At 61.8% G+C, this 25,484-nt stretch carries 20 protein-coding genes and 1 pseudogene; 7 read left to right on the top strand and 14 right to left on the bottom strand.

All coding sequences use genetic code 11. From position 1 onward, the window contains the following. The first annotated feature begins 253 nt into the window (after window positions 1-253). A complete protein-coding gene (locus tag C7G61_RS08780; protein ID WP_108513706.1) occupies window positions 254-1,225 on the top strand; it encodes a Bug family tripartite tricarboxylate transporter substrate binding protein in 972 nt (323 codons plus the stop codon). Between the two features lie 339 nt (window positions 1,226-1,564). Here the strand turns inward: C7G61_RS08780 and C7G61_RS08775 are convergent, their stop codons facing one another. Further along, window positions 1,565-3,058, bottom strand: coding sequence for a serine hydrolase domain-containing protein (locus C7G61_RS08775; protein ID WP_108513705.1), 1,494 nt, complete (start codon window positions 3,056-3,058; stop codon window positions 1,565-1,567). Between the two features lie 654 nt (window positions 3,059-3,712). Then, complete coding sequence (locus C7G61_RS08770; protein WP_108513704.1) at window positions 3,713-6,478, bottom strand: AMP-binding protein; 2,766 nt, start codon at window positions 6,476-6,478, stop codon at window positions 3,713-3,715. 497 nt (window positions 6,479-6,975) lie between these two features. Between C7G61_RS08770 and C7G61_RS08765 the strand changes: the two genes are divergently transcribed. The 4 genes from C7G61_RS08765 (at window position 6,976) to C7G61_RS08750 (ending at window position 10,207) form a co-directional block, all read left to right on the top strand. After that, a complete protein-coding gene (locus tag C7G61_RS08765; RefSeq protein WP_108513703.1) occupies window positions 6,976-7,425 on the top strand; it encodes a GNAT family N-acetyltransferase in 450 nt (149 codons plus the stop codon). Between the two features lie 212 nt (window positions 7,426-7,637). Next, window positions 7,638-7,916 (top strand): rhodanese-like domain-containing protein, encoded by a 279-nt coding sequence (locus C7G61_RS08760; RefSeq protein WP_244608244.1) that lies wholly within the window; start codon window positions 7,638-7,640, stop codon window positions 7,914-7,916. An 8-nt stretch (window positions 7,917-7,924) separates the two neighbouring features. Further along, window positions 7,925-9,097: an aminotransferase gene (locus tag C7G61_RS08755; protein WP_190241734.1), complete on the top strand. Its 1,173-nt coding sequence runs from the start codon at window positions 7,925-7,927 to the stop codon at window positions 9,095-9,097. A gap of 45 nt (window positions 9,098-9,142) precedes the next feature. Continuing rightward, window positions 9,143-10,207 (top strand): polyamine ABC transporter substrate-binding protein, encoded by a 1,065-nt coding sequence (locus C7G61_RS08750; protein WP_244608243.1) that lies wholly within the window; start codon window positions 9,143-9,145, stop codon window positions 10,205-10,207. Window positions 10,208-10,616: 409 nt separating this feature from the next. Here the strand turns inward: C7G61_RS08750 and C7G61_RS08745 are convergent, their stop codons facing one another. The 9 genes from C7G61_RS08745 to C7G61_RS08700 all read right to left on the bottom strand — a co-directional run bounded on the left by C7G61_RS08745 (window position 10,617) and on the right by C7G61_RS08700 (window position 19,114). Further along, window positions 10,617-11,552, bottom strand: a complete 936-nt coding sequence (locus C7G61_RS08745; RefSeq protein ID WP_108513699.1) for a lipid A biosynthesis lauroyl acyltransferase — start codon at window positions 11,550-11,552, stop codon at window positions 10,617-10,619. A gap of 119 nt (window positions 11,553-11,671) precedes the next feature. Continuing rightward, on the bottom strand, window positions 11,672-12,949 hold the full coding sequence (locus tag C7G61_RS08740; RefSeq protein ID WP_108513698.1) for a beta-ketoacyl-ACP synthase: 1,278 nt from the start codon (window positions 12,947-12,949) through the stop codon (window positions 11,672-11,674). 45 nt (window positions 12,950-12,994) lie between these two features. Beyond that, complete coding sequence (locus C7G61_RS08735) at window positions 12,995-14,197, bottom strand: beta-ketoacyl-ACP synthase (RefSeq protein WP_108513697.1); 1,203 nt, start codon at window positions 14,195-14,197, stop codon at window positions 12,995-12,997. Continuing rightward, complete coding sequence (locus C7G61_RS08730; protein WP_108513696.1) at window positions 14,190-14,663, bottom strand: 3-hydroxyacyl-ACP dehydratase FabZ family protein; 474 nt, start codon at window positions 14,661-14,663, stop codon at window positions 14,190-14,192. Before C7G61_RS08730 ends, C7G61_RS08735 begins: the two co-directional genes overlap by 8 nt. A 111-nt stretch (window positions 14,664-14,774) precedes the next feature. Then, complete coding sequence (locus tag C7G61_RS08720; protein WP_028346689.1) at window positions 14,775-15,068, bottom strand: acyl carrier protein; 294 nt, start codon at window positions 15,066-15,068, stop codon at window positions 14,775-14,777. Window positions 15,069-15,350: 282 nt separating this feature from the next. Continuing rightward, a complete protein-coding gene (locus C7G61_RS08715; RefSeq protein ID WP_108513695.1) occupies window positions 15,351-15,968 on the bottom strand; it encodes a GyrI-like domain-containing protein in 618 nt (205 codons plus the stop codon). 128 nt (window positions 15,969-16,096) lie between these two features. Next, entirely contained in the window at window positions 16,097-16,729 is a 633-nt protein-coding gene (locus C7G61_RS08710; protein ID WP_108513694.1) for an SMI1/KNR4 family protein, read from the bottom strand. 40 nt (window positions 16,730-16,769) lie between these two features. Then, entirely contained in the window at window positions 16,770-17,729 is a 960-nt protein-coding gene (locus C7G61_RS08705) for an alpha/beta hydrolase (protein ID WP_244608197.1), read from the bottom strand. Window positions 17,730-18,730: 1,001 nt separating this feature from the next. Further along, on the bottom strand, window positions 18,731-19,114 hold the full coding sequence (locus C7G61_RS08700; protein WP_108513692.1) for a hypothetical protein: 384 nt from the start codon (window positions 19,112-19,114) through the stop codon (window positions 18,731-18,733). Between the two features lie 293 nt (window positions 19,115-19,407). On the opposite strand from C7G61_RS08700, the gene C7G61_RS08695 reads away from it, so the two are divergent. Continuing rightward, the gene (locus C7G61_RS08695; protein WP_108513691.1) at window positions 19,408-20,028 is read left to right on the top strand and encodes a ParB-like protein; all 621 of its coding nucleotides are present in this window, start codon (window positions 19,408-19,410) and stop codon (window positions 20,026-20,028) included. Window positions 20,029-20,036: 8 nt separating this feature from the next. Here the strand turns inward: C7G61_RS08695 and C7G61_RS08690 are convergent, their stop codons facing one another. The 3 genes from C7G61_RS08690 to C7G61_RS08680 all read right to left on the bottom strand — a co-directional run bounded on the left by C7G61_RS08690 (window position 20,037) and on the right by C7G61_RS08680 (window position 23,033). Then, entirely contained in the window at window positions 20,037-20,528 is a 492-nt protein-coding gene (locus C7G61_RS08690) for an MgtC/SapB family protein (protein ID WP_108513690.1), read from the bottom strand. A 60-nt stretch (window positions 20,529-20,588) separates the two neighbouring features. Next, window positions 20,589-21,167, bottom strand: coding sequence for a peroxidase-related enzyme (locus C7G61_RS08685; protein WP_108513689.1), 579 nt, complete (start codon window positions 21,165-21,167; stop codon window positions 20,589-20,591). A 108-nt stretch (window positions 21,168-21,275) separates the two neighbouring features. Further along, the gene (locus tag C7G61_RS08680) at window positions 21,276-23,033 is read right to left on the bottom strand and encodes an ATP-binding protein (protein ID WP_108513688.1); all 1,758 of its coding nucleotides are present in this window, start codon (window positions 23,031-23,033) and stop codon (window positions 21,276-21,278) included. Between the two features lie 560 nt (window positions 23,034-23,593). Here C7G61_RS08680 and C7G61_RS08675 point away from each other — a divergent pair. Next, window positions 23,594-25,414: pseudogene (locus C7G61_RS08675) on the top strand (putative bifunctional diguanylate cyclase/phosphodiesterase); the annotation flags it as partial. Between the last annotated feature and the right edge of the window lie 70 nt (window positions 25,415-25,484).

Below are 25,484 nucleotides of genomic sequence, written 5' to 3'. Positions count from 1 at the left end.
AGCCAATAGCGCCGCTGGTACGTCCCACGCGCGGCGACGTGATAGACTACATCAATTCATGCCTTCCGCCGGTCGTGCAACTGATGTAGCCTGATCATGAGCTGCCAAGCGGGACGTGCCGAAGTCCCTTTTTCTTAGCCGCAGCGCTCGTGCCGTCGGCAGGCGTGCATCGAAATTAATCCGACGTCTGCGTGTGCGGCCTCCCGTGCGGCTCCGCAGGGATTTCGCATGCCAGCAGTTTGGGGAGGCCGCAATGAAGCTTCCGCGCCGTCAATTCCTGCATCTGGCAGCGGCCGCTGCCACGCTTCCGGCATTATCTCGATTCGCCAGCGCGCAGAGCTACCCGACGCGACCGGTGCACCTGCTCGAAGGCTTTGGCGCGGGCGGAGCGCCTGACATCGTCGCGCGATTGATCGGTCAATCGCTGTCGGAGCGACTTGGACAGTCATTTGTTATCGAGAATCGCAGTGGCGCTACCGGCAACATCGCCACTGAGGCAGTCGTGCGGGCATCCCCGGACGGCTACACGCTGCTGTTGGTTACCACGCCAAATGCGATAAATGCGACCATGTTCAACCTTGGCTTCGACTTCATCCGCGATATCGCGCCGATCGCAGGTATCGTTCGTGTGCCCTTGGTCATGGAGGTACACCCATCGGTTCCCGCCAAGACAGTCGCGGAGTTCATCGCCTACGCGAAAGCCAATCCCGGCAAGGTCAATATGGCGTCAGCCGGGATCGGATCTACGACCCATTTGGCCGGCGAAATGTTCAAAACGATGACCGGCGTCGATCTCTTTCACGTGCCTTACCGGGGCGCGCAGGTATTTCCTGCCCTTCTCACCGGCGAAGCGCATGTCTACTTTGGCCCGCTACTCTCATCGATCGAATATGTCAGGGCCGGCAATTTCCGCGCCTTGGCGGTAACAACGATGGCGCGCTCGCCAATATTGGCGGACGTTCCAGCTCTGGGCGAAACCTTGCCCGGTTACGAGGTAAGTGCATGGTTCGGCATCGGCGGTCCAAGGCGCACACCGGAAGAAGTCATCGAAAAGCTGAACAAGGAAGTCAACGTAAGCATCGCCGATCCGAAACTCCAAGCGAAGCTTGCCAATCTGGGCGGCACGGCTCTTGGCGGGTCGCCCGCCGACTTCGCCAAACTGATCGCCGACGAGGTCAAGAAGTGGAGCAGGGTGATTTTGGCGGCCAATATGAAACGGGAATGAGCAGCATGGGAGCTGCCGCACTGCGGGATTTCGGCCGGCCTATGTCCGTTCTGGGTCAATGGACTAAACCGCTCGCGCGGTAGTGCCCTACCGCGCGAGCGGTTTGGTCCCTTGGAGGTTTGCGGACGTCGGCCCCCCGTGTTCGCCGCGCCACCATCATGGGGCCGGCATCCGAAAACCTTCACAAGAGGCGAAACCCCTGTCCATCTTGTCGATGTCTCCTATTCCATCGAACGCGGACTGGTCGGCATGTTTCATTTCTCAACAGGGGGATCGATAGCCTCGTTGACACGATTCTTATTTTTACTTTCCTCGCTCGGGCCGTTGTGCCCTCTGTTGTCAAATTCGCGGGGCCCGGGCTTTTTGTGCTTTTGGCACCGCCTCGATCAACAGCCCGAGCGCCTTGCTGAAGCCTGAAGCGGCGTAGGATTCGCCCCGATAGTGTCCGAGACGCACGACGACGAGATCGTGCGAGGGAATGATCAGAGTGGTCTGCCAGCCAGCGCCCGCCATGTAATAGGCATCGCGCGGGACTGGATATTGCCCGTCGCCGTTGAGCCAGAAAAAAGCTCCATAGATCGGCCGATTGTCCGCGGCCCAGGCGGGCGCAAGCGTGCTGACGAATGTGGTGTAGCCCTCCGGGAGAATGCGCTCACCGTTCCAAACGCCGCCCTGAAGAAAGAGATTGCCAAGCCGCGCCCAATCGCGCCCGGAGCCCACCTCATAACCTTGCCCCAGAAAATTTCCGAACGGATCGGTTTCCATCACGATGGTACGGATGCCGAGCTTGTCGAACAGCGCCCGCTGAGGAAATGAGAGATATTCGTCACCGCTTTTTTCGACACCGAGCCGGATCAGATAGTTGATCAGGACCGGATCGGTGTTGCGATAGCGCCCGACCATGTTGGGAGGCCATTGCAATGGCCGTGTCGCCGCGTAGTGAAAGGAATTGATGCCGCCGGTATAAAGATAGATGTGATCCGGGTAAGGCCCCGTTGGGTCATAATCCGGGTCTTGGGGCGCCCTGATCCGAAGCCCGCTCGACATGTGAAGGAGATCCGCAATGCGTATTTTGGCGCGCGGGTCGCCGGGCGTTTGCCATTCAGGGATCGGTGCCGGCTGGTTCAAATCATAGACGCCGTCCTTGACCAGAATGCCAATGAGCGCTGCGGTAATGCTCTTGCCCATGGACCAGCTTTCGAGCGGCGTCTGCGCCGTAACACCTTCCGCGTAGCGCTCGGCGATGAGGCGGCCTTTCCACGTCACGACGAACGCCGCAGTCATTGCTTCGGCCGGCTGGAACGCGGCGTTCACGGCAGCTTTGAGTTTCCCGGTGTCGATCTCTGTCGGCAACGGCTCCTGCGGCAGCATGTCGCCCATGGGCCACAGTTGGGTCGCGGGATCGGGCAATCGGCTCTTGACGGCGACCGGCTTGAAATTCATGGCGCTCTCGCCGATCGGGAACGTGACGCAACCTTGGCTCCCGAGATATTTGGCCGTGCGGGTCACGCCGTTAGGCAGCGTGACGTGGACCGCCTTGTTGGCGCGATCGATGACCGGCTTGCCGAGCTTCGCGCGCTGTCGGTAGGGTGCCGTGAAAAACCCGACATTTTCGGCCGCGAAATCGGGCGCAAGGCCGGTCATGAATACTGCTGAGCACATGACCTTCGCAAATCCGGCGGCATGATGCGTCAAGGGGTCGCCTGGCGGTGGCACATAGGGCGTATCGAGTTCGAAAGATTTCGCGCGGGCGATGAGCGCGTCTGGAGCCTGCGCAGCCGCCGCCGTACCGGTGAGAACCACAAGAATCGTCACCAGAAGATACTTATTCATGATCGCTCCCGCGAAACGAACAGTAATCGTTTGGTTCAGTTGCTGCGCATGCAAACACATCAATATGCGCTGACGCGTATCTGAGTGAGAGTATGGACCAGCCCTCGCGGTGCAGGATATCAGATCGGCGGCACAATCGCTCCCGAAGCGATCCGCCCATAGTTCGGCAGTGTCCCGCACAGCGGGTCCAGCGTCACCTTGCCGGATTTTCCTTGGCCGCCGCCGGCCTGGAACTGCCTCACCTGTGGTGCGAGACATCCGAGCGGGCCTATCGACTTTGCCGCACGTCAGCTATCGTCGCCATGACGGATCCGGTCTTCGGATTTTTGCTGAAGCGATAGCGGAACACGTTGACGTCTGAAATGCTTGCGGAGCAGACATGGTCTGCACGAGTTCTTATCGGCGTTTTGTTGCCAGAGGTGCCAATGGGCACATGGCACGGCTTAGTCTGATATGAAAGAGGCCGCCAACGGAGGTACTCCAAACTAGTTCGGAACGACCAACCGGGTTGCGATAATTTAACTGACCGTTGGCCGCTTGTTTCCGCGTTGCTAGCGGTTGGAATGGCGGCCTCAGCTCAGCCCCCAGCCCCCCGCTGCTGGGGCCGCTTCTCTCCGGCCCGCGAAATGAAAAAGGCCATCAATTGAGGCGGCCTTACCGCACTCCAAGCCCCTTGATCGCCAGAGCCGAGACCTTCTCCGCTGTGTTGCGGCTCACCGCGGCATCAGGTCGGTTCGTGCACTGGACTTTCAAATCACCGTCATCTCGTGGATTGAGTGTATCGACCCACGACGCACGAGCGTCCTGATTGTCGTCAGATGCCAATCCAGCCTGGCGTCCGCGACGTGTGAGGTTCAATGGCGGAGGCGCGCGATCAGCCAGAGCATCAATTCTTTGCCGCAGATGATCAACCAGGAGTTCGGCGCCAATAGTTAGGCAGCCACCATGCCCCCCAGGCACCTGGACCACTTCGACTTGAGAGCTGAGATGCAGCCATGCCCGGCCGTCATGTTCGGCCGCGTAAAATGTCACGGGGACCTCAAGCGGTGCCGGAAGATATTGCGCCATTGCGATTGAGTAAGCGTCCCACAACGCGGGCAGAAACTTGCCCTCGACGATCGCATTCCGCTCGCGACCCCACGCCTTGGCGTATCGCTCTAGCTGCGCCATATGCTCGTACATCCAGCGCAGAAAGTAAGGTGAAACCATGGGCTTCATCAGACCGATGATTGCCCGCGGCGCCGGACGCGCAGCGACTGTCGGCGGATCGACCATCGCAACCAAATCAACCTTGTGGCCAGCTGCGATCAGCAGGCGGGCTGCTTCGAACGCCACCATGGCGCCGTTGCATTTGCCGCCCAGGAGGAAAGGATCGCTGGTCTGCCTCTCCAGAATATGCGGCAGGCGGTCGGCGGCCATCGCCTCGATCGACGGCGGAACCGGCTCCCCACGGAGACCATGGGGATCGATGGAGATGATCGGGTAATCGGGCCCGAAAAGCTCCACCATTCGCCGCATACTCTCATGGCCGCTGATGGTGTCTCCATTGAAAAAGTACAGCGGACGCCGATGGCCACGGGCACTGAACTGGAAGAACGGCGTCGCTGGCGTGCCCGTCTGTATCGCGATTTTTGGAGCAAGTTGCCGGATTGTTTCTGCCCCGAACAGGATCGTTTCCGGTACGGGATGGCCGACGAGCCGCTCGACCTCGATGAGCATTTCCATCGCTAGAAGGGAATCACCACCGCGCGCAAAAAAATCATCATCGACCGTCACGGTCTCGGATTTGAGCAGTCTACGCCATAGGATCAGCAATTCAGCTTCCAGATCCAATGGCCCTTTGTCCGCAACAGGCAGCGGCATCGCCCGCTGCTGATCCAACAGCTCGTCGAGCGACTCGCGCAGCCGTCGCCGTTGGACCTTTCCCGTCGCCCCCTTTGGCAGCTGGTCGAGGAATAGAATGTGCCGCGGAATCTTGAACGAGGCCAACTCGCGTTGCAGGAACTGGCGAAGCTCCGCGGGTGTCGTCTGCGCGTAAGGATGGGTAACGACGGCGGCTGCGACGTCATCGCCGAGGCGTGGATGGGGGATTGCGAACGCAGCGGCTTCGGCTACGGCCGGATGGCGCAGTAGTGCGGATTCGATCTCGGCGGGGGCGATCTTCTCACCGCCGCGGTTGATCAGTTCGCTCAAGCGGCCGTGCAGGGACAGGAAGCCGTCGCCATCGAGGCTGCCGATATCGCCCGTGCGAAACCAGCCCTCTCTGAAAGCAGCCTGATTGAGTTCCGGCGCACTGAGATAGCCAGACGTCACGGTGGGACCACGTACCCAGATCTCACCGCGCTCGCCGGCTGGCAAGGGATGTCCATCCTCACCAACGATGGCCACGGTATCAGGCCACGGTTGCCCGCAAGTCCCAGGCCTGTTCGGCCCGGGCGGCGGCAGGTTGGCGGCGATCTGCGCGGCTTCGCTGGAGCCGTAATGCTCCAGCACCGGCACGCCCAAAATGCGCTGCAGGTCGTCCTGCACCTCTTTCAGCAGCGGCGCGCCACCCGATACGACGAACCGCAGAGTGTGCGCCGCCGGCGCATCCTCAAGGCTTTCTGCCTTGTCCAGCACGGCAGCGTGGAGCGTGGGACCTGCCGAGTACCAAGTCGGCCGCAGGACATCGAGCCACTCGTCCAGCGCCACGACGGCACAGTTCGCCGGGACGGCAATGCTGCCGCCCGTCAGGAGCGGTGTGAAGACCGTTACTTTGAGCCCATGGGAATAGTAAGGGGACGAAACGCTCAGGCAACGGTCCCAGTGTGTGAGGCCGAACCAGGCCTGAAGCCGTGCGGCCGCCGCCAGCATATTGCTATGACTGAACGGGATGAGCTTCGGCTGCGCGGTCGTGCCCGACGTCTGCAGGATGAAAGCGGGCGAGCCCTGATCAGGCTCAGCGTCGATCGCAGGGGCGTTGGAGATCTGCACTGCGATATTGAGTCCAAGCTGACCGTGTCCGACCGGAGCGGCTTCGATGATGGCGAGCCTTCTCCGCTCGGCGGCCTGGCGAGCTTCAGAGGCACTGCCTTGCGGCACGAGAAGAGCGTTCAGGCGCAGCATGTCGAGACGCTGATCGATCTCCGCCTGGGACAGCCGCGGATCAAGAGGAACTGCGATGCTGCAGCAGGCTACCGCAACGATGGTGAGAATCGCGTCCGCGCCGTTCGGCATGAGTATCCCGATCCGGGCGTTGCAGTCGAACCCAGCCAAACGCAACTGTCGGCGGATGCCGTCCAACTGCCGCTGAAGACCGCGGTACGTCAGAGGCGCAAACGTGGCGGAGACGATCGCAGGCTGGTGTGGGAACGAACTTGCAGTCCGACCGATGACTTGGCCCAGTGTTAGTTTGGCTTCAGCCTCTGTGCCATCGCGCATTAGAATGCCCCCTTTGACTGCTCCATCGGCGCGCAATCAATCTAGCGGGAAATACTGACAAGTGGCGGGAGCAGGACGCCACTAATCCTTAATTTCCATACCCATAACTGCTTGGCGAAGGCCAAGGAACAATCGGCATGGCTGAGGGTTGATTCTAGTGCTTCCAGCCGAAAGGTGCCCCCCGACTGCTGGAAGAAAACCCGTATCGTTCGGGTTGGCGGCCCCTAGTTTGGGGCCGTTTAAACGAATGGCCAGGGTTCCCGTAAATCGAACGAACCGGCCTCTGCGTTGGGCCCAATGGTGACAGCCGCCGGGGCCGCCGTCACTGATAACCCGCAGCAAAGATTACACCCGCTTTCCCATTGACCGGGCAATTTCCTCTTCGCTGGAAGGTCGCATCTGGATCATCTTCAGACATTGGCCTAGGCCGTTATAGTGCGCATCTCTCAATAGCGGACATTGGCTCGGCAGGTCCGTTTGACGTGAGGCAGGTGACGATGGATACCGTTTACCGTCGCGCGATGCGCAAGGACGTGAGCCGTCTGCACGACGTGCGGCGGCGATCTATCCTTGAACTCGCGCTTCCAATGATGCCGGTCGCCGAAGCGCACGCGTGGGCGTCGAAGCTCACGCTCTCCGGGATGGAGCGAAAGCTGCGTGAGCTGGAAGTATGGGTTGCCGAACTGGACGGCGTCGTCGTCGGATGGGGGGCCATTAGCGGCGACATGCTGGAGGGCTTGTATGCGGCAGCCGAATTTGCCTGGCAGGGTGTAGGCGCCGGATTGCTCGATATGCTGGAAGGGCTGATACGCGACCGCGAGTTCCCCTCGGTGCGCGCCGAGGCAAGCACAAACGCCAGCGGCTTCTACCTTCGCCGCGGCTACCGGGCGGCCGGTCCTCAAACGCCCAAAGGGGCATGGCCCATCGCGAAAGACCTTCTGACCTGAAACAGGGGCGGGAGGAGAACAAGTGCGTTGGCGGCGGCGAGGTTTTGGCGGCCGTTTAAACCGTTCGCGGCGCTTGATTTTCGCCCCGCCAGGGGCGACTTTGGCGCCCGCGCGACGGGGCTGATCGGAGCCCTCGCGGCGGGTTGTCAGGAGGATATTGCGTGGCGGACCATCAGGTGCACGATTTGACCCCGGAAGAGGTTTCCAAGGGGATGGCGGAAGGGCGCTATCTTCTGGTCGATGTCCGCGAGCCCAACGAGGTCGCGGTGGAAGCCTATCCGGACGGTGTGGTCGTTCCTCTCCAGACCTTCGATCCGGCGGCCATTCCGGACCCGCAGGGAAAGCAGGTGGTTTTCGCCTGCCGTTCGGGCAAGCGCTCGGTGACGGCCTCGCTGGCGGCCCAGGCGGCGGGCCTTCCCTATGACAAGCATCTGGCCGGTGGCATCATCGGCTGGAAGGCCGCAGGCTTGCCGACCAGAACCGGCGGCTGATCTCCACCATGACATCCATGAACAAGGTCTTTGCCGACCTTCCGGTCACCGTGTTCGAGGCGATGTCGCAGGCCGCCCGCGACAACAACGCCATCAATCTCGGCCAGGGCTTTCCCGACGATCCCGGGCCGGAGGATATCCGCCGCGCCGCAGCCGACGCGACGGTGAACGGCTACAACCAATACCCGTCGATGATGGGCATTCCCGAACTGCGGCAGGCGATCACGGCCCATTACGGACGCTGGCACAAGCTCTCACTCGATCCGATGACGGAAGTGATGGTGACCTCGGGCGGCACCGAGGCGCTGACGGCCTCCATCCTCGCCGTCGTCGAACCCGGCGACGAGGTCGTGGTGTTCCAGCCGGTCTATGACAGCTATTTGCCGATCATCCGCCAGGCCGGCGGTATTCCGCGCCTGTTGCGGCTCGAGCCGCCGGGCTGGCGGCTGACGGAAGAGATGCTGGCCAGCGTCTTCAATTCCAAGACCAAGGCGGTGCTGTTCAACAACCCGCTCAATCCGGCTGCGGTCGTCTATCCCCGCGAGGACCTCGAATTGCTGGCGCGGTACTGCCAGCAGTTCGACACCATCGCGATTTGCGATGAGGTTTGGGAACACGTCGTTTTCGACGGCCGCGAGCATATCCCGCTGATCACGATCCCGGGCATGCGCGACCGCACCATCAAGGTCGGCAGCGCCGGCAAGATTTTTTCGCTGACGGGATGGAAGGTTGGCTTCGTCTGCGCCGCGCCGCCACTGTTGCGGGTGGCTGCAAAAGTGCACCAGTTTCTGACCTTCACGACAGCGCCGAACCTCCAGGCGGCGGTCGCCTACGGCCTCGGCAAACCAGATGAATATTTCTTCGACATGCGCAAGGAACTGGCGCGGAGCAGGGACCGTTTGACGAAGGGATTGGAGAGCATCGGCTTTCCCGTGCTGAAGTCGCAAGGCACGTATTTTCTCACCGTCGACCTGTCGCCGCTTGGGCTCAACGAAACCGACGTCGAGTTCTGCAAGCGCATCGTGAGCGATTATAAAGTCGCCGCGATCCCGGTGTCGGCGTTCTACGAGCAGGACGCTGTGACCTCGGTGGTGCGGTTCTGTTTTTCCAAGAAGGACGAAACGCTGGATACCGCGCTGGAGCGCCTGTCGGACGCGGTGCACGGCCGTCGCAAGAGGTAGCAGATGCGCGACCTTCTCCGAAGTTTGCTTCGCCTGATCGGCGTGATGACGGTCGCGCTGTCGCTCTCGCCCGCCTGGGCGCAGGAGCGCACGGTCAATTTCTACAACTGGTCGAACTATATGGCGCCTGGGGTGCTGGAGGACTTTACCAAGGAGACCGGCATCAAGGTGGTCTACGACACGTTCGACGCCAACGAGACGCTGGAGACGCGGCTACTCGCGGGCAAGTCGGGCTACGACGTCGTGGTTCCCACCGGCTATTTCCTGCAGCGCCAGATCACGGCAAAGGTTTTTCTCAAGCTCGACAAGTCCAGGCTGCCGAACCTCGCCAACGCCTGGCCTGTCGTGACCAGCCAGCTCGCGACCTACGATCCCGGCAACGATTACGCCGCCAATTACATGTGGGGCACCACGGGCATCGGCTACAACGTCAAGACGATGCAGAAAATCCTCGGGCCGGACGCCAGGATCGATAGCTGGGACATCGTCTTCAAGCCGGAGAACCTCGCCAAGTTCAAGGACTGCGGTATCCACATGCTGGACTCCGCTGACGACATTCTGCCCGCGGCGCTCGGCTATCTCGGGATCGACCCGAACTCGACCAGGCAGGCCGATCTGGAGAAGGCCGCCGAGCTCGTTAGCAAGATCCGGCCCAACGTCCGCAAGTTTCATTCCTCGGAATATCTGGGCGCGCTGGCATCAGGCGAAATCTGCTTCGTGGTGGGCTGGTCCGGCGACATCATGCAGGCGCGCAGCCGCGCGGCGGAAGCCAGGAACGGCATCGAGATCGGTTACACGATTCCGAAAGAGGGCGCGCAGATGTTCTTCGACAATCTCGCGATCCCGGCGGATGCGAAGAATGTCGCGGAGGCCTACGAGCTGATCAACTATCTCTACCGCCCGGACGTCGCGGCGAAGAATTCGGACTTTTTGTCGTATGCCAACGGCAATCTGGCGAGCCAGAAGCTGGTCGATCCAAAGATCCTCAACGACAAAAATATCTATCCGGACGAGGCGACGCAGAAAAAGCTGTTCGTCATCCAGGCCCGCGACCCGGCGACACAGCGCATCATCAACCGGCTGTGGACCAAGGTGAAGACGGGGAGGTGATTCCTGGCGTCATTCCGGGGCGATGCAACGCATCGAACCCGGAATCTCGAGATTCCCCGATGCGCAATTGCGCATCTGAGGTCTGGTGCTTACGCACCATCCCGGAATGACGACGCTGCTGCTTGTAGTGCATAGCCCATCAAACTCCTGTTGCCGGAACGTGAGGGAGAACCTATAGCTCCTTTCGGGAGCATCACATGACCACCATCCTCACGTTCTTTTCAACGCGCACGCTGCTGCAGATCATCTTCGTCCTGGGATCGACGGTTGCGATGAAGGCGTGGAGCCTCGGCCTGCTCTTCGGCGGATAAGCTTTCCGTAGCGGGTGAAGCGCAGCGCAATCCGGGGATTCAGCTGGTTGCGAGAGTGTCCCCGGGTTGCGCTTCGCTTCACCCGGGCTACATGGCCGCTACCGCCATCTTCTGTGCAGCCACAGCCACTGGTCCGGATATTCCCGTACCCAGCCTTCGATCACTGAGGTCACCGCCTGCATCGTGCCCTGGATGTCGATCTGGCCCGAGGCGTCGCGCACCGGTTTGACCTCTTCGGACAGTTCGGCGCGGAAGCGGTGGTTGGGCAGGCGGATGATGCGCACGCCGTGCACGGGGCAATCGACCTGCCGCAACAGCCGCGCCAGTGTCGGGTTGGCCTTGGTCTTGCGGCCGAAGAACGTCACCTCGACGCCGTTGCCCATGTATTGATCGACCAGCATCGCGACGTGCTGGCCTCGCTGCAGCGCCTCGGCGAGCTTGAGCGGCGCCTCGCGCCCGGCCGGCACCAGCGTGCCCATCTTGACGGCGCGGATCCGCTCGATGGCGCGGTCGGCGGACTCGATGTTGGGGCGGCGGAACAGGATTGCGCAGTCCAGCCCATGGGCGACCGCGCCGAGCGCCGGGATCTCCCAATTGCCGAGATGGCTCGCGAAGATGATCGCCGGCTTGCCGTCGTCGCGCAGGTGGTCGAAAATCTGCTTGGTCCGCGCGCCGAACTCGACGCGGCTCGGCTTGTCCGGATGCTCGACGTCGTAGTCCCAGATGTGATCGAGATGGGCGAACTCGGCGCCGATGCGGCCCAGATTGTCCCACACGCCGGCCAGAATGGTTTCGATCTCTTCGGGCGATTTCTCAGGGAAGGAGGCCTTAAGATTTTCGCGACCGATTCGGTCCTCCCGCAGCCGGCGTCCGATGAAGCGGGTGACGCGGCCGAAGAAATTCGCGGTTTTGTCCGGATCGAAATAGCGCGTGGTGCGCAACAGCGCGATCGTCAGCGCGCCGACGGCTAATTCCGCCACAGGCTTGGCGGCGTCGCGCAGGCGCGCCTTGGTGCGTAGGAGCAGGCGGTTCATTTTGCGAAGGCTATAGCGTTTTCAAGAGAAGTGGGCACCGGTTCGCGTCAAGAAAACGCGTCAAACAAAAGGCTGAAGGCCGGTTCTGATACAATCAGGACCGGCCTTCAGCTAGCCTACTAGACCGGTTCGCGGGTCAGGATCAGCGAGGCGTTTTGCCCGCCGAAACCGAACGAGTTCGACATCACGGCGGTGACCTTGGCGTCGCGCGCGGTGTTACCGACCACATCGAACAGGATCGCCGGATCCGGAATCTCGTAATTGATGGTCGGCGGAATCCGCTGGTGCTCCAGCGTGAGCAGCGAGAACACGGCCTCGACCGCGCCGGCCGCCGAAATCGTATGCCCGACCATCGACTTGTTCGACGACACCGGGATCTTCGGCAGATGCTCGCCGAACACGACCGCGGTCGTGTTGTATTCCATCTTGTCGTTTTCCGGCGTCGCGGTGCCGTGCGCGTTGATGTGGTCGATCTGCTCCGGTTCGAGACCGGCATCCGCCAGCGTCTTGCGCATGCAGCCGATGATCGGCTTGCCGTCCGGGCTGGAGCGGGTGCGGTGGAACGAGTCGGTCAGCTCGCCGCAGCCGGCCACCACGCCGAGAATCTTCGCGCCGCGGGCGATTGCGGACTCGTAGCTTTCCAGCACCATCGCGCCGGCGCCTTCCGCCATGACAAAACCGTCGCGGTTCTTCGAGAACGGCTTTGAGGCGGCCTGCGGCGGATTGTTCTGCGTCGATAGCGCCGACAGCAGCGAGAACCGCACCATCGCTTCCGGGTTGACCGAGCCGTCGGTCGCCACGCACAGCGCCGCGTCAGCGTCGCCGCGGCGGATCGCCTCGACGCCGAGCTGGATCGCGGTCGCGCCGGAGGCGCAGGCCGTCGACAGCGAGATCGGCGAGCCCTTGGTGCCGAACGCTTCGGCCAGATGGCTCGCCACCGAGCCGAACATGAAACGGTGATGATAGGCTGTGAACCGGCCGCCGCCGCTGAGGCGCAGCATGTCGTCATAGCCGAATTCGGTCTTGCCGATCGCGCGTCCGAGTTCGAGCCGTTGCGGCCATTCGACCTCGACCGGGGCTACCGCGAGAAACAGCGGCCCGGGAAAATCGGCCTTGGCGCCGATCGCGGCCTGTTCGAGCGCCTCTTCGGTGGCCATTTCGGCCAGCCGCTCGGTCAATCCCGTCGAGGTGACGGGATCGACGGTGACGAAATCGACCGTGCCCGCCATGGTCGATTTCAACCCATCGATCGGGAACCGGGTCACGGTGCGGATGCCGGATTCGCCCGCGGTCAGCTTGCGCCAATTGTCCGTCTTGCCGGCGCCGAGCGACGTCACCACGCCCATGCCGGTGACGACGACGATCGGCCTGCCGAATTTATCTGATGGTGCTGACATGGTTCCCCCGATGTTGCGCCGTAACTGAAAGCGCTCTCGCGCCGATTACTTGACGGCCTCGACCAGGGCCATGCCTTCGCCCTGCCAGTGACCGGCCCCCACCACCACAATCTGGTTCGGGGCATCAGCCTTTTCAACCTCAAGCCCGGTCGGATCGTTAGGCGGAAACAGCGCGCCGCGGGAGAGCGAAAGCGCGGCGAGCGCCAGGCCCAGCGGAAACTGGGTCTCCAGCGTGTGGCCGAACATCGTTCCGGTGGCGCGCACCGCGAATCCAGGATGCTGGCGCAGAAACGCCTTTTCTTCCGAGGTCACCGGCTCGGCGCCAGTCGCGCCAGTGATCAGATTGCCGCTGTCGCCGGCGATGCCGAGCTTCGGCCATAGCGCTTCCAGCGATTTGGTCACCGCGCCGGGCTGCTTGCGCTGCGCGAGGTCGGCGACCACCTTGGTCAGTTTTGCATAGGGCTTGGCGCCGCGCGCTTCGGCGTGCTCGCGGGATTCCAGCACCAGGAAACAGCCGGCGGAACCGAGCGCAAAACCGCTTCCGCCTTCGCGCTGCCAGACGGGGGCGTACTTCTCTTTCAGATTGAAGTCGCCGAATTCATAGAGGACCAGCAGATCGGACCGCTCGCCGTTATGCGCGGCGCCGACCAGGGCAATCTCGCTCTGTCCGGATTCGATGCGGGCAAGTGCGATCCGTGCCGCATCGATGGAGGCGGCTTCCTCGCCCATGAAGGTGCGCGACGTTCCGCACACGCCGTGCACGATGGCGATGTTGCCGGCGAGCAGGTTGGAGAGCTGGGCGAGAAACAGTGTCGGCCGCAAATCGTTCATCAGCCGTTCGTTGAGAAAGCCGGGGCTGGAATTGCCCTTGGCGTCGGCAGTCATGATCGCGAGGTCGACCGCGAGGTCGCGCTCGCCGCCGCCGGCGGCGACGATCATGTCCGTCCGTCCCAGGATTTCCTTGTCGCCTTTGATGCCGGCCGAATCCAGCGCCAGCCCTGCGGCATAGGTGCCGATGCGCTGCCACGCTTCCATCTGGCGCTGATCGCCCTTTTTCGGGATCTGGGCGTCGAACGTCACCGGCGCCAGCGGATGCACGATGTAGGGGGCAAAGCGCTTGTCGTCGACGTTGATCTTCCTGGCGTTCAGCGCATCCCAATGCGCATCCAGTCCCTCGCCGAGCGACGAGACGATGCCGATGCCGGTGATCCAGACTTCCTTGGCGCCTGCGGATTTTGGTTCAGTCATGCGTTATCGCCTGCAGTGGGAAGCCGATCTCGTTGGCCTTTGCGTCCATGTGCACGCGCAGGGCCGGGTCGGGGAAGGGGGTGAGACCGAAGGTTAATTCAGCGCTGCACTTGAGTTCTTTGCCGACGCGTCCCTTGACTTTCGTGACGGCGAAACCGGAACCTTCGTGCTCGAGCTTCGCCTCGATCGTCAGCAGCTGACCGGGACTGACGAAACCCCGCATCTTGGCTTCCTTCACGATGGCCAGGAACGGCATGCGCTCGAACTTCAAGACGCCGAGTATCAACCAGCCGGAGCTCTGCGCCATCGCTTCGGTCAGCAGCACCCCGGGCATGATCGGGAAACCCGGAAAATGCCCTTCGAAGATAGTGTGAACAGCCGGAACCTGGGCCTCGACCGTGATTTTCTTCTCGTCGAGATTGAGGTCGACGATGCGGTCGATGAGCTGAAAGTAATCAAGGTTCATGACGGGCGACTAAAGCGTTTTCCAGCGAAGTGGAGGCCGGTTCGCGTCAAGAAAACGCGCAAAGCCAAGAATCTAGAGCCCCGTTCCGATTCAATCGGAACGGAAATGGCTCTAGGCGCCCGGGGCTGCATTCTTGGCGGCGACCAGTTCGTCGATGCGATCGGCGAGATTTTGCAGCACGAAATACTGCTCGGTCGTGGCCTTGCCGTCATTGACCTCCTGGGTCCATTTTTCGAGCGGCATCTTGATCCCGAACGCCTTGTCGATGGCAAAGGCGATGTCGAGGAAGTCCAGGCTGTCGATTCCCAGATCGTCGATGGCGTGGCTCTCCGGCTTGATCGTGTCGCGCGGAATGTCGCAGGTCTCCGCGATAATGTTGGCGATCTGATCGAATGTAGAAGACATCATTAAGCCTTTGATATATTGGAGATATTCCGGAACGGCTCGGAGGAGGCGGGTGAACTGCCCCGGAAGCCTTGTTCCCCTCGGCCGGAGTCGAGAGCCCGTATATCGGAGCAGGGGGCTGAGTTCAATGGAAAGGGGCTAGGCGGGCGGGGATGGATTTTGGGCAGAAACGGCCGTTTTGGGGACACGCGCCGGGCATAGGGGAGTCAATTGCGTCCACAGGATGGGAGAGCGCGGCCCATCGCCGCCTTGTCCGCAATTGATGGGTAAAGGTCGTGGCCTTCAGCCAGCGCTTCTGACCGGTTGCCGCAGAATCGTCTTGAGCTTTTCCGGTGGCGTCTTGCGTGGATCACTCAGATAGATCTCGTGATGTGGCCCGGCAAACGTCACCCCCGTCGCAGGCATAATCTCGTTGTGAAGCCTGGCGAGCGTCGGGCCTTCGTCGTCATAGCTGCCGATATGCAGCGTCTGCAGGCATCGCCCTTCGTCCAATGGCTCAAGGCGCAGCGAAACCGGAGGCTCCCCGAGCTTGTCCCGCAATCTTGCCAGGGCAGCCTCGTACAGGGATCGGTCAACGAAGTCGGGCACCATGATTATCATCGTCCATTGCCACAGCTGCTTCCGGCGCCCGACAAAATCGTCGGGATTGTCGGCCCACCAAAGGCCTTCGAGGGGCGGAACGACGTAGTCTTTTCCCGATTTGGCCTTGCTGGCAAATTTCATCGCGTAGCTCAGGGAATACAGCCACTCGATGGCAAGCTTGTAGGCTGGATCACGATTGGGGTCGCCTTTGCCGTCGATCTTGACGAATGTCATGACCGGCACGTCGACGGTAGCAAAACTGCCATTAGGCGCGCTGTAGAGCGTTGCGAGCTTCTTCTTGAAATCGATCTTGTCCACGTTCGTCTCTGGTCGATTATCGCTGCGCTGTGTCCAGGCCAGTAGGATGGGTAGAGCGCAGCGAAACCCATCGCCGTCTCAGGCCGCGCAATTGATTGACATCGCTGCGCTCCACCCATCCTACGAGCTCAAATCACCTTGAACTTGACCTTCGAACCATCCGGTAGGGCGTGAATTTGGTGCGCAAGATTTCCAAGGGTTTTCATTAGTTGCAGGGAATCCAGTGCCGCAAAATTTTCCAGAGAATATTCTCCGCCCAACACAAAAGGTGTCTTGGCCATTAGCCGGTGGCGCGGACGAAGAGGGCCATACCGAACTTGCCATTCGTGCGCGAGGCTGAATCCAGTCATTTGATTGTAGTCGAGGAGCATCATTGAGGCCCATTCCTCCAAGGAGAGCGCCACAGTCCGGAAGTCTCCAGTCTCGACCTCGAATGTTCCAATCTTTCCCTCACAGACAGCGAACTGCTGCCCGAATACGTCTTCGGCAAAGCAGAAAATATTATTCGCAAGGCCACGATAGTCCGCCTTCCAAAGGTCAGACGAATTCCATTCGGCAAGCCCCCATGATGTTTCGACGGTAACTGAAGGAAAGAAGCGAAGCGCAGACTCGAAGCAGAAAAATCCATTCTTCCGCGCAAGGACATCTCGTATCGAGGTTCCGATTTCGCCGAGATGGTCGAGGCTCTCGATTGAACACTCAATGTCTCGAACGAACGGCGTTCCCGCAATTTCCAACAGCTTCTGTACTGAAGGCCCCATGCGGTCTACACCTTCGCTAGTCCGGCCCGTCGCTTGCCTCTCACGACTTCTTCGCCTCATCGAGAAACGCCTGCACCGCCTCGAACAGCTTCAGCCGATTGCGTTCCATGATGATCGTATGCGTTCCTTCTGCCAACGCGACGTAGCGTTTTCCCGGCGAGTTCACCAAAAGCGGAAACAGGGTCTGCGCCATGTAGGGCGGCGTGTCGCGGTCCCATTCGGCGCCGACCAACAATGTGGGCACCGTGATCTTCGCGGGATCGTAATAGGGTTTGCCGGCGCCAAAGAATTCGGCGCCGTCCTGCACGACGCCGTTGGGGGCGCGAACGACCGGGGGATTCATCTGGGCGCCGACCGGATCGGTTGCGAATGTCGCATCGGCCCAGGCATCGAACCAGCCGGTGGGAATGAGATTGGCTTTCTTGTCCTCGGGCACGCCGGTGTACCACCGCTCCTTTGCCTGATCGCGGTTGACCATCCTGTATGCGCCAAGTTTTCCGGCACCTGTTTGAACGAGCGAAGGCGTTTGCCGGATCCACGAAGGCGCGTAGAGGACGAGACGTTCGACCTTCGAGGCGTTTTGCGTGGTGTAGGTGGCCATCAGCGTCGTGCCCCAGGACCAGCCCAGAAGATTCAGCCGAGGAATGTTGCGGCGCTGCAGGATAAAGTCGACGACGGTGCCGACGTCCTTGACCGCGGTCTGGCCGGTGACAACAGGCGGATTGGCTTCGGGCTTGTCGGCCATCTCGGCGGGCCGCGTGGATTTGCCATAGCCGCGCAGATCGAGAAGCCACACGTCATAGCCGCGCGCGGCGATGTATTCCATCCAGGACACGCCATCGAGCTTGAGGTCGAACGCCGTTTCGGAAGGATAGGTCGCGCCGTGGACGTAGAGCACGGTCTGCTCCGGCCGGAACGAGGTCATGGCCGCCGGCCGCTTGTTGCGGACATATATTTCGATGCCGGGATCTGATGTCTTGACCATCATCTCTTCAGTCACCAGAGCCCTCGTCTGTGCCAGTGCGGGAATCGAAGCGAGAGTTGCGAGAAGGAAACCTGCTGCAGCGATCGAAAGATTCAATGTCGCCTCCCAAGTGTTCTTTGTTTTGTGTTCTTTGTTTTGTCCTGACCTAACGTAACGGGAATTCCCGGGACGGTGCACCTAATTCTCGCCCGGTTCGATTGGTACAATGCGGATGAAGCTAGGGATGAGGCCCACAGGCGGCTGACTGAGGCTATTCGGGCGTGCGCGATGGGACGATTTTCTCCAACAACTTCAAGCTGATTTGCCCCGTCCAGTCTCGGTTGCAAAAATAATCCGCTTCGCCATCCCCCCAAATCAGTCCTACAAACCCGCCATCCCGTCCCAAAGAAGAGGGGCGTTGGCCATCGTCACGAACGTTGGGGCGGGATGTGATGGACGCGGCAGCGTCAGGCGCGAGAAGTCGTTCGCAGGGCGGTTATCCGTGAGCGGACACGGCGCGCAAGACGTACGGCGCTGAAGCGTACGGCAAAACCGTGTGGTCCCGACACCCGTGGCTGGTGCCAAGCTGTCGGTGGCGACTTCGATCCAACCGGATCGATTGAGCCATCAAGCCGGCAGCGATGGAGGCAAGACGAATTCGTCTCCAGGGAGAGCGCGGCATAAGCCGTCAACCCATTGCGCAGGGGATGCCGGAGTGCTCCGGCTGTACCTGTATGCTCGTGTGCGCACTTCCTTGTGCCCATTGCACACGAGACCGCGGGTGCAGCAAGCACCCGGCATTCCCTGCTCCCTCTGTTTTGAGGGAAAGGAATTTCAGTAAAGCTCGGGCGCAGCGCGCCGCGAGAATGCGGACGTGTATCTCAATGACGGCTGAACCGGGAATCTTGTAGCCCGGATGGAGCGCAGCGAAATCCGGCGGCGGTGTCGATGCGGTCAGGGAATCCCGGATTGCGCTGCGCTCCATCCGGGCTACGTGGCCCGGGCTGTTTGACAATTGAATCGAGCGGTGTGCGCCACTACCCCAGCGGCGTCACCGAAATCCGGGCGCAGTCGCGGCGGCCCATCAGCACGCAGTCCTGGGTCTTGCGCAGATCGGCGATGCTGACCGCGAGCCAGATGCCGATGGCGGTCAGCGCCACGGTGAACGCGAGCGCGGCGACATTGGCGAGCATGCGATGACGGAAATCGTCGCCCTCGTCGCGCGGCCGCTCGTAGCGGGACAGATCGTTCGCCGTAGGCGATGTGTTGGTGTTGGACGTCTTGGTGTTGGGCGTCTTGGTATTGGGCGTATTGGCCGGATCGGGTTCTTCCCGTCCGCCCGGCGGGTGGGCGGAGGTGCGCGGCCGGAACTTGAGCACGACGTGCTCATCATCCGAAATAATGGGCCGCTGGGTTTTCACTGCCGCCGATCCGCGAAAAATCCTGCGCCTTTCTTAGCACAGCGGCAGCGCTTCCAACATGAAATCTTGCAACATGAAGGACGCGGGGCAGCCATCCATCCGCGCAACGTCTGATGGAACTGGCTGCCGTCGATCGGAAGCCCGTGGCCTTTGGCTTCCGCCAAATCCTGGCATGCCTGCCGCAAACCTTGGGTCGCGGCCATTTGAGGGCCCGCACCATCATGCCATGATAAAAGTTTGCCACAGGGCAGTTTTGCGGGTTCGGGCACGAGGATTGAAGCAGAGGGGCAACCATGGCCAACACGCGTGACCCGATCCTCAAGCCGGTCCCGATCCTGTCACTGCGTCCGACCCAGATGACGGTCGGCCTGCGAGAGGTGAAAGAGAAGCGCGAGCGCTGGCGCGAGCACAAGTCGGAAAAGAAGCGCGCCGAGCTGCTCGGCAAGCACATGATCCCGGTCGTGCTCGGGCCGGACGAGCACCATTACGTCGTCGACCATCATCATCTGGCGCGTGCACTGCATGATGAGGGCGTCGAGCATGTCCTGGTCACGGTCATCGGCGATCTCACCATGGTCGAGCGCGAGGCGTTCTGGACCGTGATGGATCACAAGCGATGGGCCTATCCCTACGACGCCAAGGGCGAACGGCGGCACTTCAAGGACCTGCCGAAGTCGGTCACGGGCCTGGCAGACGATCCGTTCCGCAGCCTCGCCGGAGAATTGCGCCGCGTCGGCGGTTTTGCAAAGGACATCACTCCGTTCAGCGAATTTCTGTGGGCGGATTTTCTGCGCCGCAAAATCTCGCGCAAAAGCGTCGAGGCGAATTTCGACAAGGCGATGGAGAAGGCGCTCGGCTTTGCCAGGAGCAAGGACGCGGTCTATCTGCCGGGCTGGTGCGGACCCGCCGATTGAACAAGCGGCTAGGTCGGCAGCTTGTCCGACGGAGAGGAGGGCGGTTCCTGTTCGGCTTCGTCCTTGCCGCCAAGCCTCTTGTGCAGCCAGGGTTCAATGCGGCCGCCAACGGTCAAAACGGCGAAGGTGATGACCAATGCGACGATGACCAAACGCCATTGTCCGAGACCGCAGACAATTCCGATGCAGGCCGCCAGCCAGGTGCAGGCGGCGCTGGTGAGCCCGCGAACCCCGAATTGACCTCCTGCGTGGACAATGACGCCGGCGCCGAGAAAGCCGATCCCGGTCAGGATTCCCTGTATCACCCGGCTGCCGGCGTCCGAGACGATTTTGGCCTCGTCCGAATGGGCCATCACCAGCAGCATGGCCGTTGCAAGGCTGACCAGCCCCAGCGTCTTCAATCCGATCGGCTTGCCGTGCAGATCGCGGTTGAGACCGATCAGCCCGCCCGCGAACGTGGCGATGCCGAGACGCAGTATGATTTCGCTCCAGTCCAGCAACGCGGGAAACCTCCGGGGCCCAGGCTAATTCATGGGCTAATCCTTGGGCTAATTCTCAGGTTATTTCGGCAGCCGTCCCATCATGTAGAACTCGTCATTCGGGCGCATCGCGGTGACATTGGCAAGCCGGTTCGACAGCGCAAAGAAGGCCGCGATCGCGGCGATATCCCAGATGTCATCGTCGGAAAAGCCGTGGCCGGCAACTTCCGCAAAATCCCCCTCCGAAACCGTGTTGGCCTCCTGGCTCACCTTCATGGCGAAGTCGAGCATGGCGCGCTGCCGTGGCGTGATGTCGGCCTTGCGGTAATTGACGGCGATCTGGTCGGCGATGACAGGGTTCTTGGCCCGGATGCGCAGGATCGCGCCATGGGCAATCACGCAGTAATGGCACTGGTTGGCGGCGGACGTCGCCACCACGATCATCTCGCGCTCGGCCTTGGTCAGCCCGCTGTCTTTTTCCATCAACGCGTCGTGATAGGCAAAGAAGGCGCGAAACTCGTCCGGACGATAAGCCAGCGTCAGGAAGACGTTCGGGACGAAGCCGGATTTTTCCTGCACCGCAAGGATCCGGGTGCGGATGTCCTCCGGCAGCTTGTCGATGGCGGGCGCTTGAAATCGTGTGGTGACGGGCTTGCTCATGAAAGGTTCCGGCTTAAGGCCGCGAGGCGGCGTTGCCGGGACCATATAGCTTTTTGCTGTGAAGTGGATACCGGCCCGCGCGAAGAATCCGCGCGAACGCTTCCGGCCTCAGCGCAGCGGCTTTTTCAGCAGCGAGAAGCGGTCGGGGTCCAGCCCCATCGAGGGCTGCAGCATCGGCGCTTCCACCGGCGTCATGACGCGGGCGGCGGGCCGGTCGTTGATGCCGGGATCGTTCGGCACGTCGCGGTTCGAGGTGGCGCCGCGCCAGCGGTCCAGCACGGCGGAGACGAAATGCATGTCATGGCCGGCGGAGACCGACGGCACCGACGCGATGGTAGCTTCGCTGCGCGGCAACTGATGGACCGGAACCTCCTTGAAGCGCAGCCGCGTCGGCAGCGCCACGCCTTCGCCGAAGGCCAGCACTTCGCGGGTGCCGAGCGAGGGTACGAACGACAACAGGTTCGCGGCGGCGTCCGAGACGGCCGAGCGCAACAGCGCCTGGTCGCGGTCGTTGGCAAGCCGCATCGCAAACAGCGTGTTGCACTGGGAGATGATGGTGGCGTCGAGTTCTGCCGGACGCTGGGTGACGAGGCCGAGAAAGACGCCGTATTTGCGGCCCTCCTTGGCGATGCGCGAAACGGCTTTCCGGGTCGGGCCGAAACCGATGTTGCGGTCGGCCGAGGCGTAGCGGTGCGCCTCTTCGCAAACGAACAGCAGCGGCGACACGCCGTCGCTCCACAGGCCGAAATCGAACGCCATGCGGCACAACACCGACACGACGGAATCGACGACTTCGGCGGGGAAGCCGGCGAGCTGCATGATGGTCATCGGCCGGCCATTGGCGGGCAGGCGGAACAGATGGCTGATCACCTCCGCCATGGTGTCGCCGCCGACATTGGCGTTGTCGAACATGAAGGTGTAGCGCGGATCGTTGCGCACGGTTTCAATGCGCGAAATCAGCTTGTGATAGATGATGCGCGAGGAGCGGTTCTCCAGCTTGCCCATCCGTTCATCGATCAGCGAGATCAGATCGGTCAGCCGGTAGGGCACCGGCGTATCGACGGTGTAGCCGCCGGACTTCGGGTCCATGCGCTTGAGCCCGAGCCGGTCGGAGTTCTGATACTGGGTGTAGAGACCCTTCGCCATCGGGATGACTTCGGCGAGGACGTCGAGCTCTTCGGGCACGCCCGGGCGGCCGCCGAACAGGACGTCCACAATCTCTTCGAAATTGAACAGCCAGAACGGCAGTTTCAGGTTGCGCGGGTTGAGCACCAGCGCACGGTCGCCGAAGCAGCGGCCATACTCGTTGTGGACGTCGAGCAGGAACACCCGCAGGTTCGGCCGGGCTTTAAGAATCTCGTTGAGCAGCAGCGAAACGCTGGTCGATTTGCCGACGCCGGTGGAGCCGAGCACCGCGAAGTGCTTGGAAAGCATCTCCTCGACGTCGACATAGGCGATGACGGAGCGGTCCTGCTGCAGGGTGCCGACATTGATCTGATCCGCCCCGCTCGGCGCATAGACGGTGCGGAGGTCCTCGGCGGTCACGAGGTCGACGGCGTCGCCGATGGTCGGATAGTTGGTCACGCCGCGCTGAAACTTGGGGCGCTCCCCGCCGGAAATCTCGCCGAGCAGGTCGACCGACGCGGTCGCCATGTATTCATCGGAGCTCGGCTGGTTCTCGCACGACACCTCGGTGATCATTGCAATGATGGTGGTGGCCGCCGCACAGCGAATACTGATGAAGCGGCCGACGGTAGCGCGCGCTTCGGAGACGGGTACCTGGCCCGACGCCAGAAGTCCGACCCGGGCGAGGGAGCCGCGCACGGAAATCACACGTCCGAAGGATGTCACGGTGTTGGATCTCATGAATTGGGGTCTGACCCCCATTATGGGCAGCGCCGGCTAGCGAAACGGTTAAACAGGCGGGGTTTCGCATCGGCTAAATCCGCGGCATCTCGGTCAGGATTCGTTTTTGCGGCACCGTCCCGCCATCGTCGTCGGGTGTCAGTTGCGCTGGAAAATAAGGGCTTTCTTGCATTTCCGGCCGCGCGCGACGCCGGCTTCGGATTAATCATTCGTTTACCACCCCGCACGAGAGCAGCCGCCCGCCGGTCACGCCTCGGTAACCTGCGATGCCAGATCGCGGATTGGAGCCAGCGCGTGTGCAAGGTAACCGATTGCTAACCGCAAGTTGTAACGCGCCTTCCATCTGTGTTGTGTAACAGTATCGCAGGGCGTCGTAGCAGCGTCCGATCGCACGCTAACTTTTCATCTGACGCAGGCCCCGTCGCCAAACCGGGACATCTTGGCGGGGGATGCGCGGGGAGCCATTTCGGGTGGACATCGACAGCGGCCAGCAAATGTCGAGCGGTTCTGCCGGCCCTGCGGAGAGGGCCGCAACGATCACGCGGCTTGCCGCATGCTGCGTGCTGCTCGCGGCGGCGGTTGTCGGCGGCATTGCGACCTCGGGATGGAGTCTTCGCGAACGCCTGCTGCTGGCGCTCGTCGCCGTTCTGGCCGTGGCCGCCGGACTGCTGCTGCGGCGTGACCGGTTGACCGACCGGCGGCTGGCGGCCGAGCGGCGCCAGCTCTCGATTGCCGTGAACAACATCCCGCAAGGCCTTGTTCTCTATGATGCATCCGCGCGGATCATCATTTGCAACCAGCCCTATCTCGACATGTTCGGACTGTCGCCCGACGTGGCCAAGCCCGGCTGCACCATGCAGCGGTTGATCGCCCACCGGAAGCAAACCGGATCATTCGACGGTGACGTCGACGAATTCTGCAATGCGATCATCAAGACAGTGTCGCTCGGCAAGGCGACGCGGCAGCTTACGGAAGCGCCGGGTGGCCGGGCGATCGAGATCATCAACCGGCCGCTGAAGGGCGGCGGATGGGTCGCGACCATCGAGGACATCACTTCGCGACGGCGCGCAGAGGAGAAGATCGCGCATCTGGCGCACTACGACGGATTGACCGACCTGCCGAACCGGATCCTGTTCCGCGAACGGTTGGAACAGTCGCTCAAGGCGATACGGCCTGGCGAGCAACTGGCGGTGCTCTATATCGACATCGACGAGTTCAAGAGCGTCAACGACGCGCTCGGCCATCCGATCGGCGATGAACTGCTCAAAGGCGTCGCCGAGCGCCTGCGCGGATGCCTCAAGGAAACCGATGTGGCGGCCCGGCTCGGCGGCGACGAGTTCGCCGTGATTCAGACCGCCATCAAGGACCGGTCGGAAACCACTCAGCTCGTTGATGTAATCCATTCGGCGATCAGGCAGCCGCTGGAATGCTTGGGACATCTGATCACGACCGATGCCAGCATCGGCATAGCGGTGGCCCCCGGCGACGGGGTGGACCTCGACCAGTTGTTGAAGAATGCGGACCTCGCGCTCTACGGCGCCAAGGGCGACGGACGGCGGACCTACCGCTTCTTCGAGACCGGCATGGATCAGCGCGCCAGGGCGCGGCGAAGCCTGGAGCTCGAACTGCGTCAGGCGATCAACAATGGCGGCCTGGAGACCTACTATCAGCCGGTGGTCAACATCGAGGACGGCAAGATCAGTTCCTGCGAGGCGCTGTTGCGGTGGCGGCATCCCGAACGCGGCATGATCTCGCCGGCGGAATTCATCCCGATCGCGGAAGACAGCGGCCTGATCAATCAGCTCGGCCTGTGGGTGCTCAATACTGCTTGCGCAGAGGCCGCCACCTGGCCGGATCACGTTCGCGTCGCGGTCAACGTCTCGCCGGTGCAGTTCAGGAGCCAGTCGCTGGCGTTGAACGTGGCGGCGGCACTCGCGGCTTGCGGCCTTCCCGCCAGCAGGCTGGAACTCGAGATCACCGAGGCCGTGCTCATTCGCGATGACGAGGCGGCGCTCGACATGCTGCATCAATTACGCAAGCTGGGTGTCCGGATCGCGCTGGACGATTTCGGCACCGGCTATTCCTCGCTCAGCTACCTGCAGCGTTTCCCGTTCGACAAGATCAAGATCGATCGCTCTTTCATCAAGGATATCGCCGGTCCCGGCGCGTCCTCCTCCATCGTCCAGGCGGTGGTGAACATCGCGGCCGCCAGTGACATGACGACGACGGCGGAGGGTGTCGAAACCGAGCAGCAGCGGAATCTGCTGTACATCCTCGGCTGCGACGAAATGCAGGGCTATCTGTTCAGCCCCGCGATACCGGCCATCGACGTGAGGCGGTTGTTGCTCTCGCACCGCGGCAGGGCCATGTCGGCTGCTTGAAGTCGGCGGCTTGAAACGCCGGGCGCGGCTTGCTATCCAGTTCTGCATAACAAGAAACAGAGCAGGGTGG

Source organism: Bradyrhizobium algeriense, from assembly GCF_003062295.1.
Taxonomy (GTDB): domain Bacteria; phylum Pseudomonadota; class Alphaproteobacteria; order Rhizobiales; family Xanthobacteraceae; genus Bradyrhizobium; species Bradyrhizobium algeriense.
This window is presented reverse-complemented; position numbering and strand designations above follow the sequence as displayed.

Coding starts and splice junctions, on each gene's coding strand:
- C7G61_RS08780 (WP_108513706.1), top strand. CDS start 254: ATGAAGCTTCCGCGCCGTCAATTCCTGCATCTGGCAGCGGCCGCTGCC.
- C7G61_RS08775 (WP_108513705.1), bottom strand. CDS start 3,058: ATGAATAAGTATCTTCTGGTGACGATTCTTGTGGTTCTCACCGGTACG.
- C7G61_RS08770 (WP_108513704.1), bottom strand. CDS start 6,478: ATGCGCGATGGCACAGAGGCTGAAGCCAAACTAACACTGGGCCAAGTC.
- C7G61_RS08765 (WP_108513703.1), top strand. CDS start 6,976: ATGGATACCGTTTACCGTCGCGCGATGCGCAAGGACGTGAGCCGTCTG.
- C7G61_RS08760 (WP_244608244.1), top strand. CDS start 7,638: ATGGCGGAAGGGCGCTATCTTCTGGTCGATGTCCGCGAGCCCAACGAG.
- C7G61_RS08755 (WP_190241734.1), top strand. CDS start 7,925: ATGACATCCATGAACAAGGTCTTTGCCGACCTTCCGGTCACCGTGTTC.
- C7G61_RS08750 (WP_244608243.1), top strand. CDS start 9,143: ATGACGGTCGCGCTGTCGCTCTCGCCCGCCTGGGCGCAGGAGCGCACG.
- C7G61_RS08745 (WP_108513699.1), bottom strand. CDS start 11,552: ATGAACCGCCTGCTCCTACGCACCAAGGCGCGCCTGCGCGACGCCGCC.
- C7G61_RS08740 (WP_108513698.1), bottom strand. CDS start 12,949: ATGTCAGCACCATCAGATAAATTCGGCAGGCCGATCGTCGTCGTCACC.
- C7G61_RS08735 (WP_108513697.1), bottom strand. CDS start 14,197: ATGACTGAACCAAAATCCGCAGGCGCCAAGGAAGTCTGGATCACCGGC.
- C7G61_RS08730 (WP_108513696.1), bottom strand. CDS start 14,663: ATGAACCTTGATTACTTTCAGCTCATCGACCGCATCGTCGACCTCAAT.
- C7G61_RS08720 (WP_028346689.1), bottom strand. CDS start 15,068: ATGTCTTCTACATTCGATCAGATCGCCAACATTATCGCGGAGACCTGC.
- C7G61_RS08710 (WP_108513694.1), bottom strand. CDS start 16,729: ATGGGGCCTTCAGTACAGAAGCTGTTGGAAATTGCGGGAACGCCGTTC.
- C7G61_RS08695 (WP_108513691.1), top strand. CDS start 19,408: ATGGCCAACACGCGTGACCCGATCCTCAAGCCGGTCCCGATCCTGTCA.
- C7G61_RS08685 (WP_108513689.1), bottom strand. CDS start 21,167: ATGAGCAAGCCCGTCACCACACGATTTCAAGCGCCCGCCATCGACAAG.
- C7G61_RS08680 (WP_108513688.1), bottom strand. CDS start 23,033: ATGAGATCCAACACCGTGACATCCTTCGGACGTGTGATTTCCGTGCGC.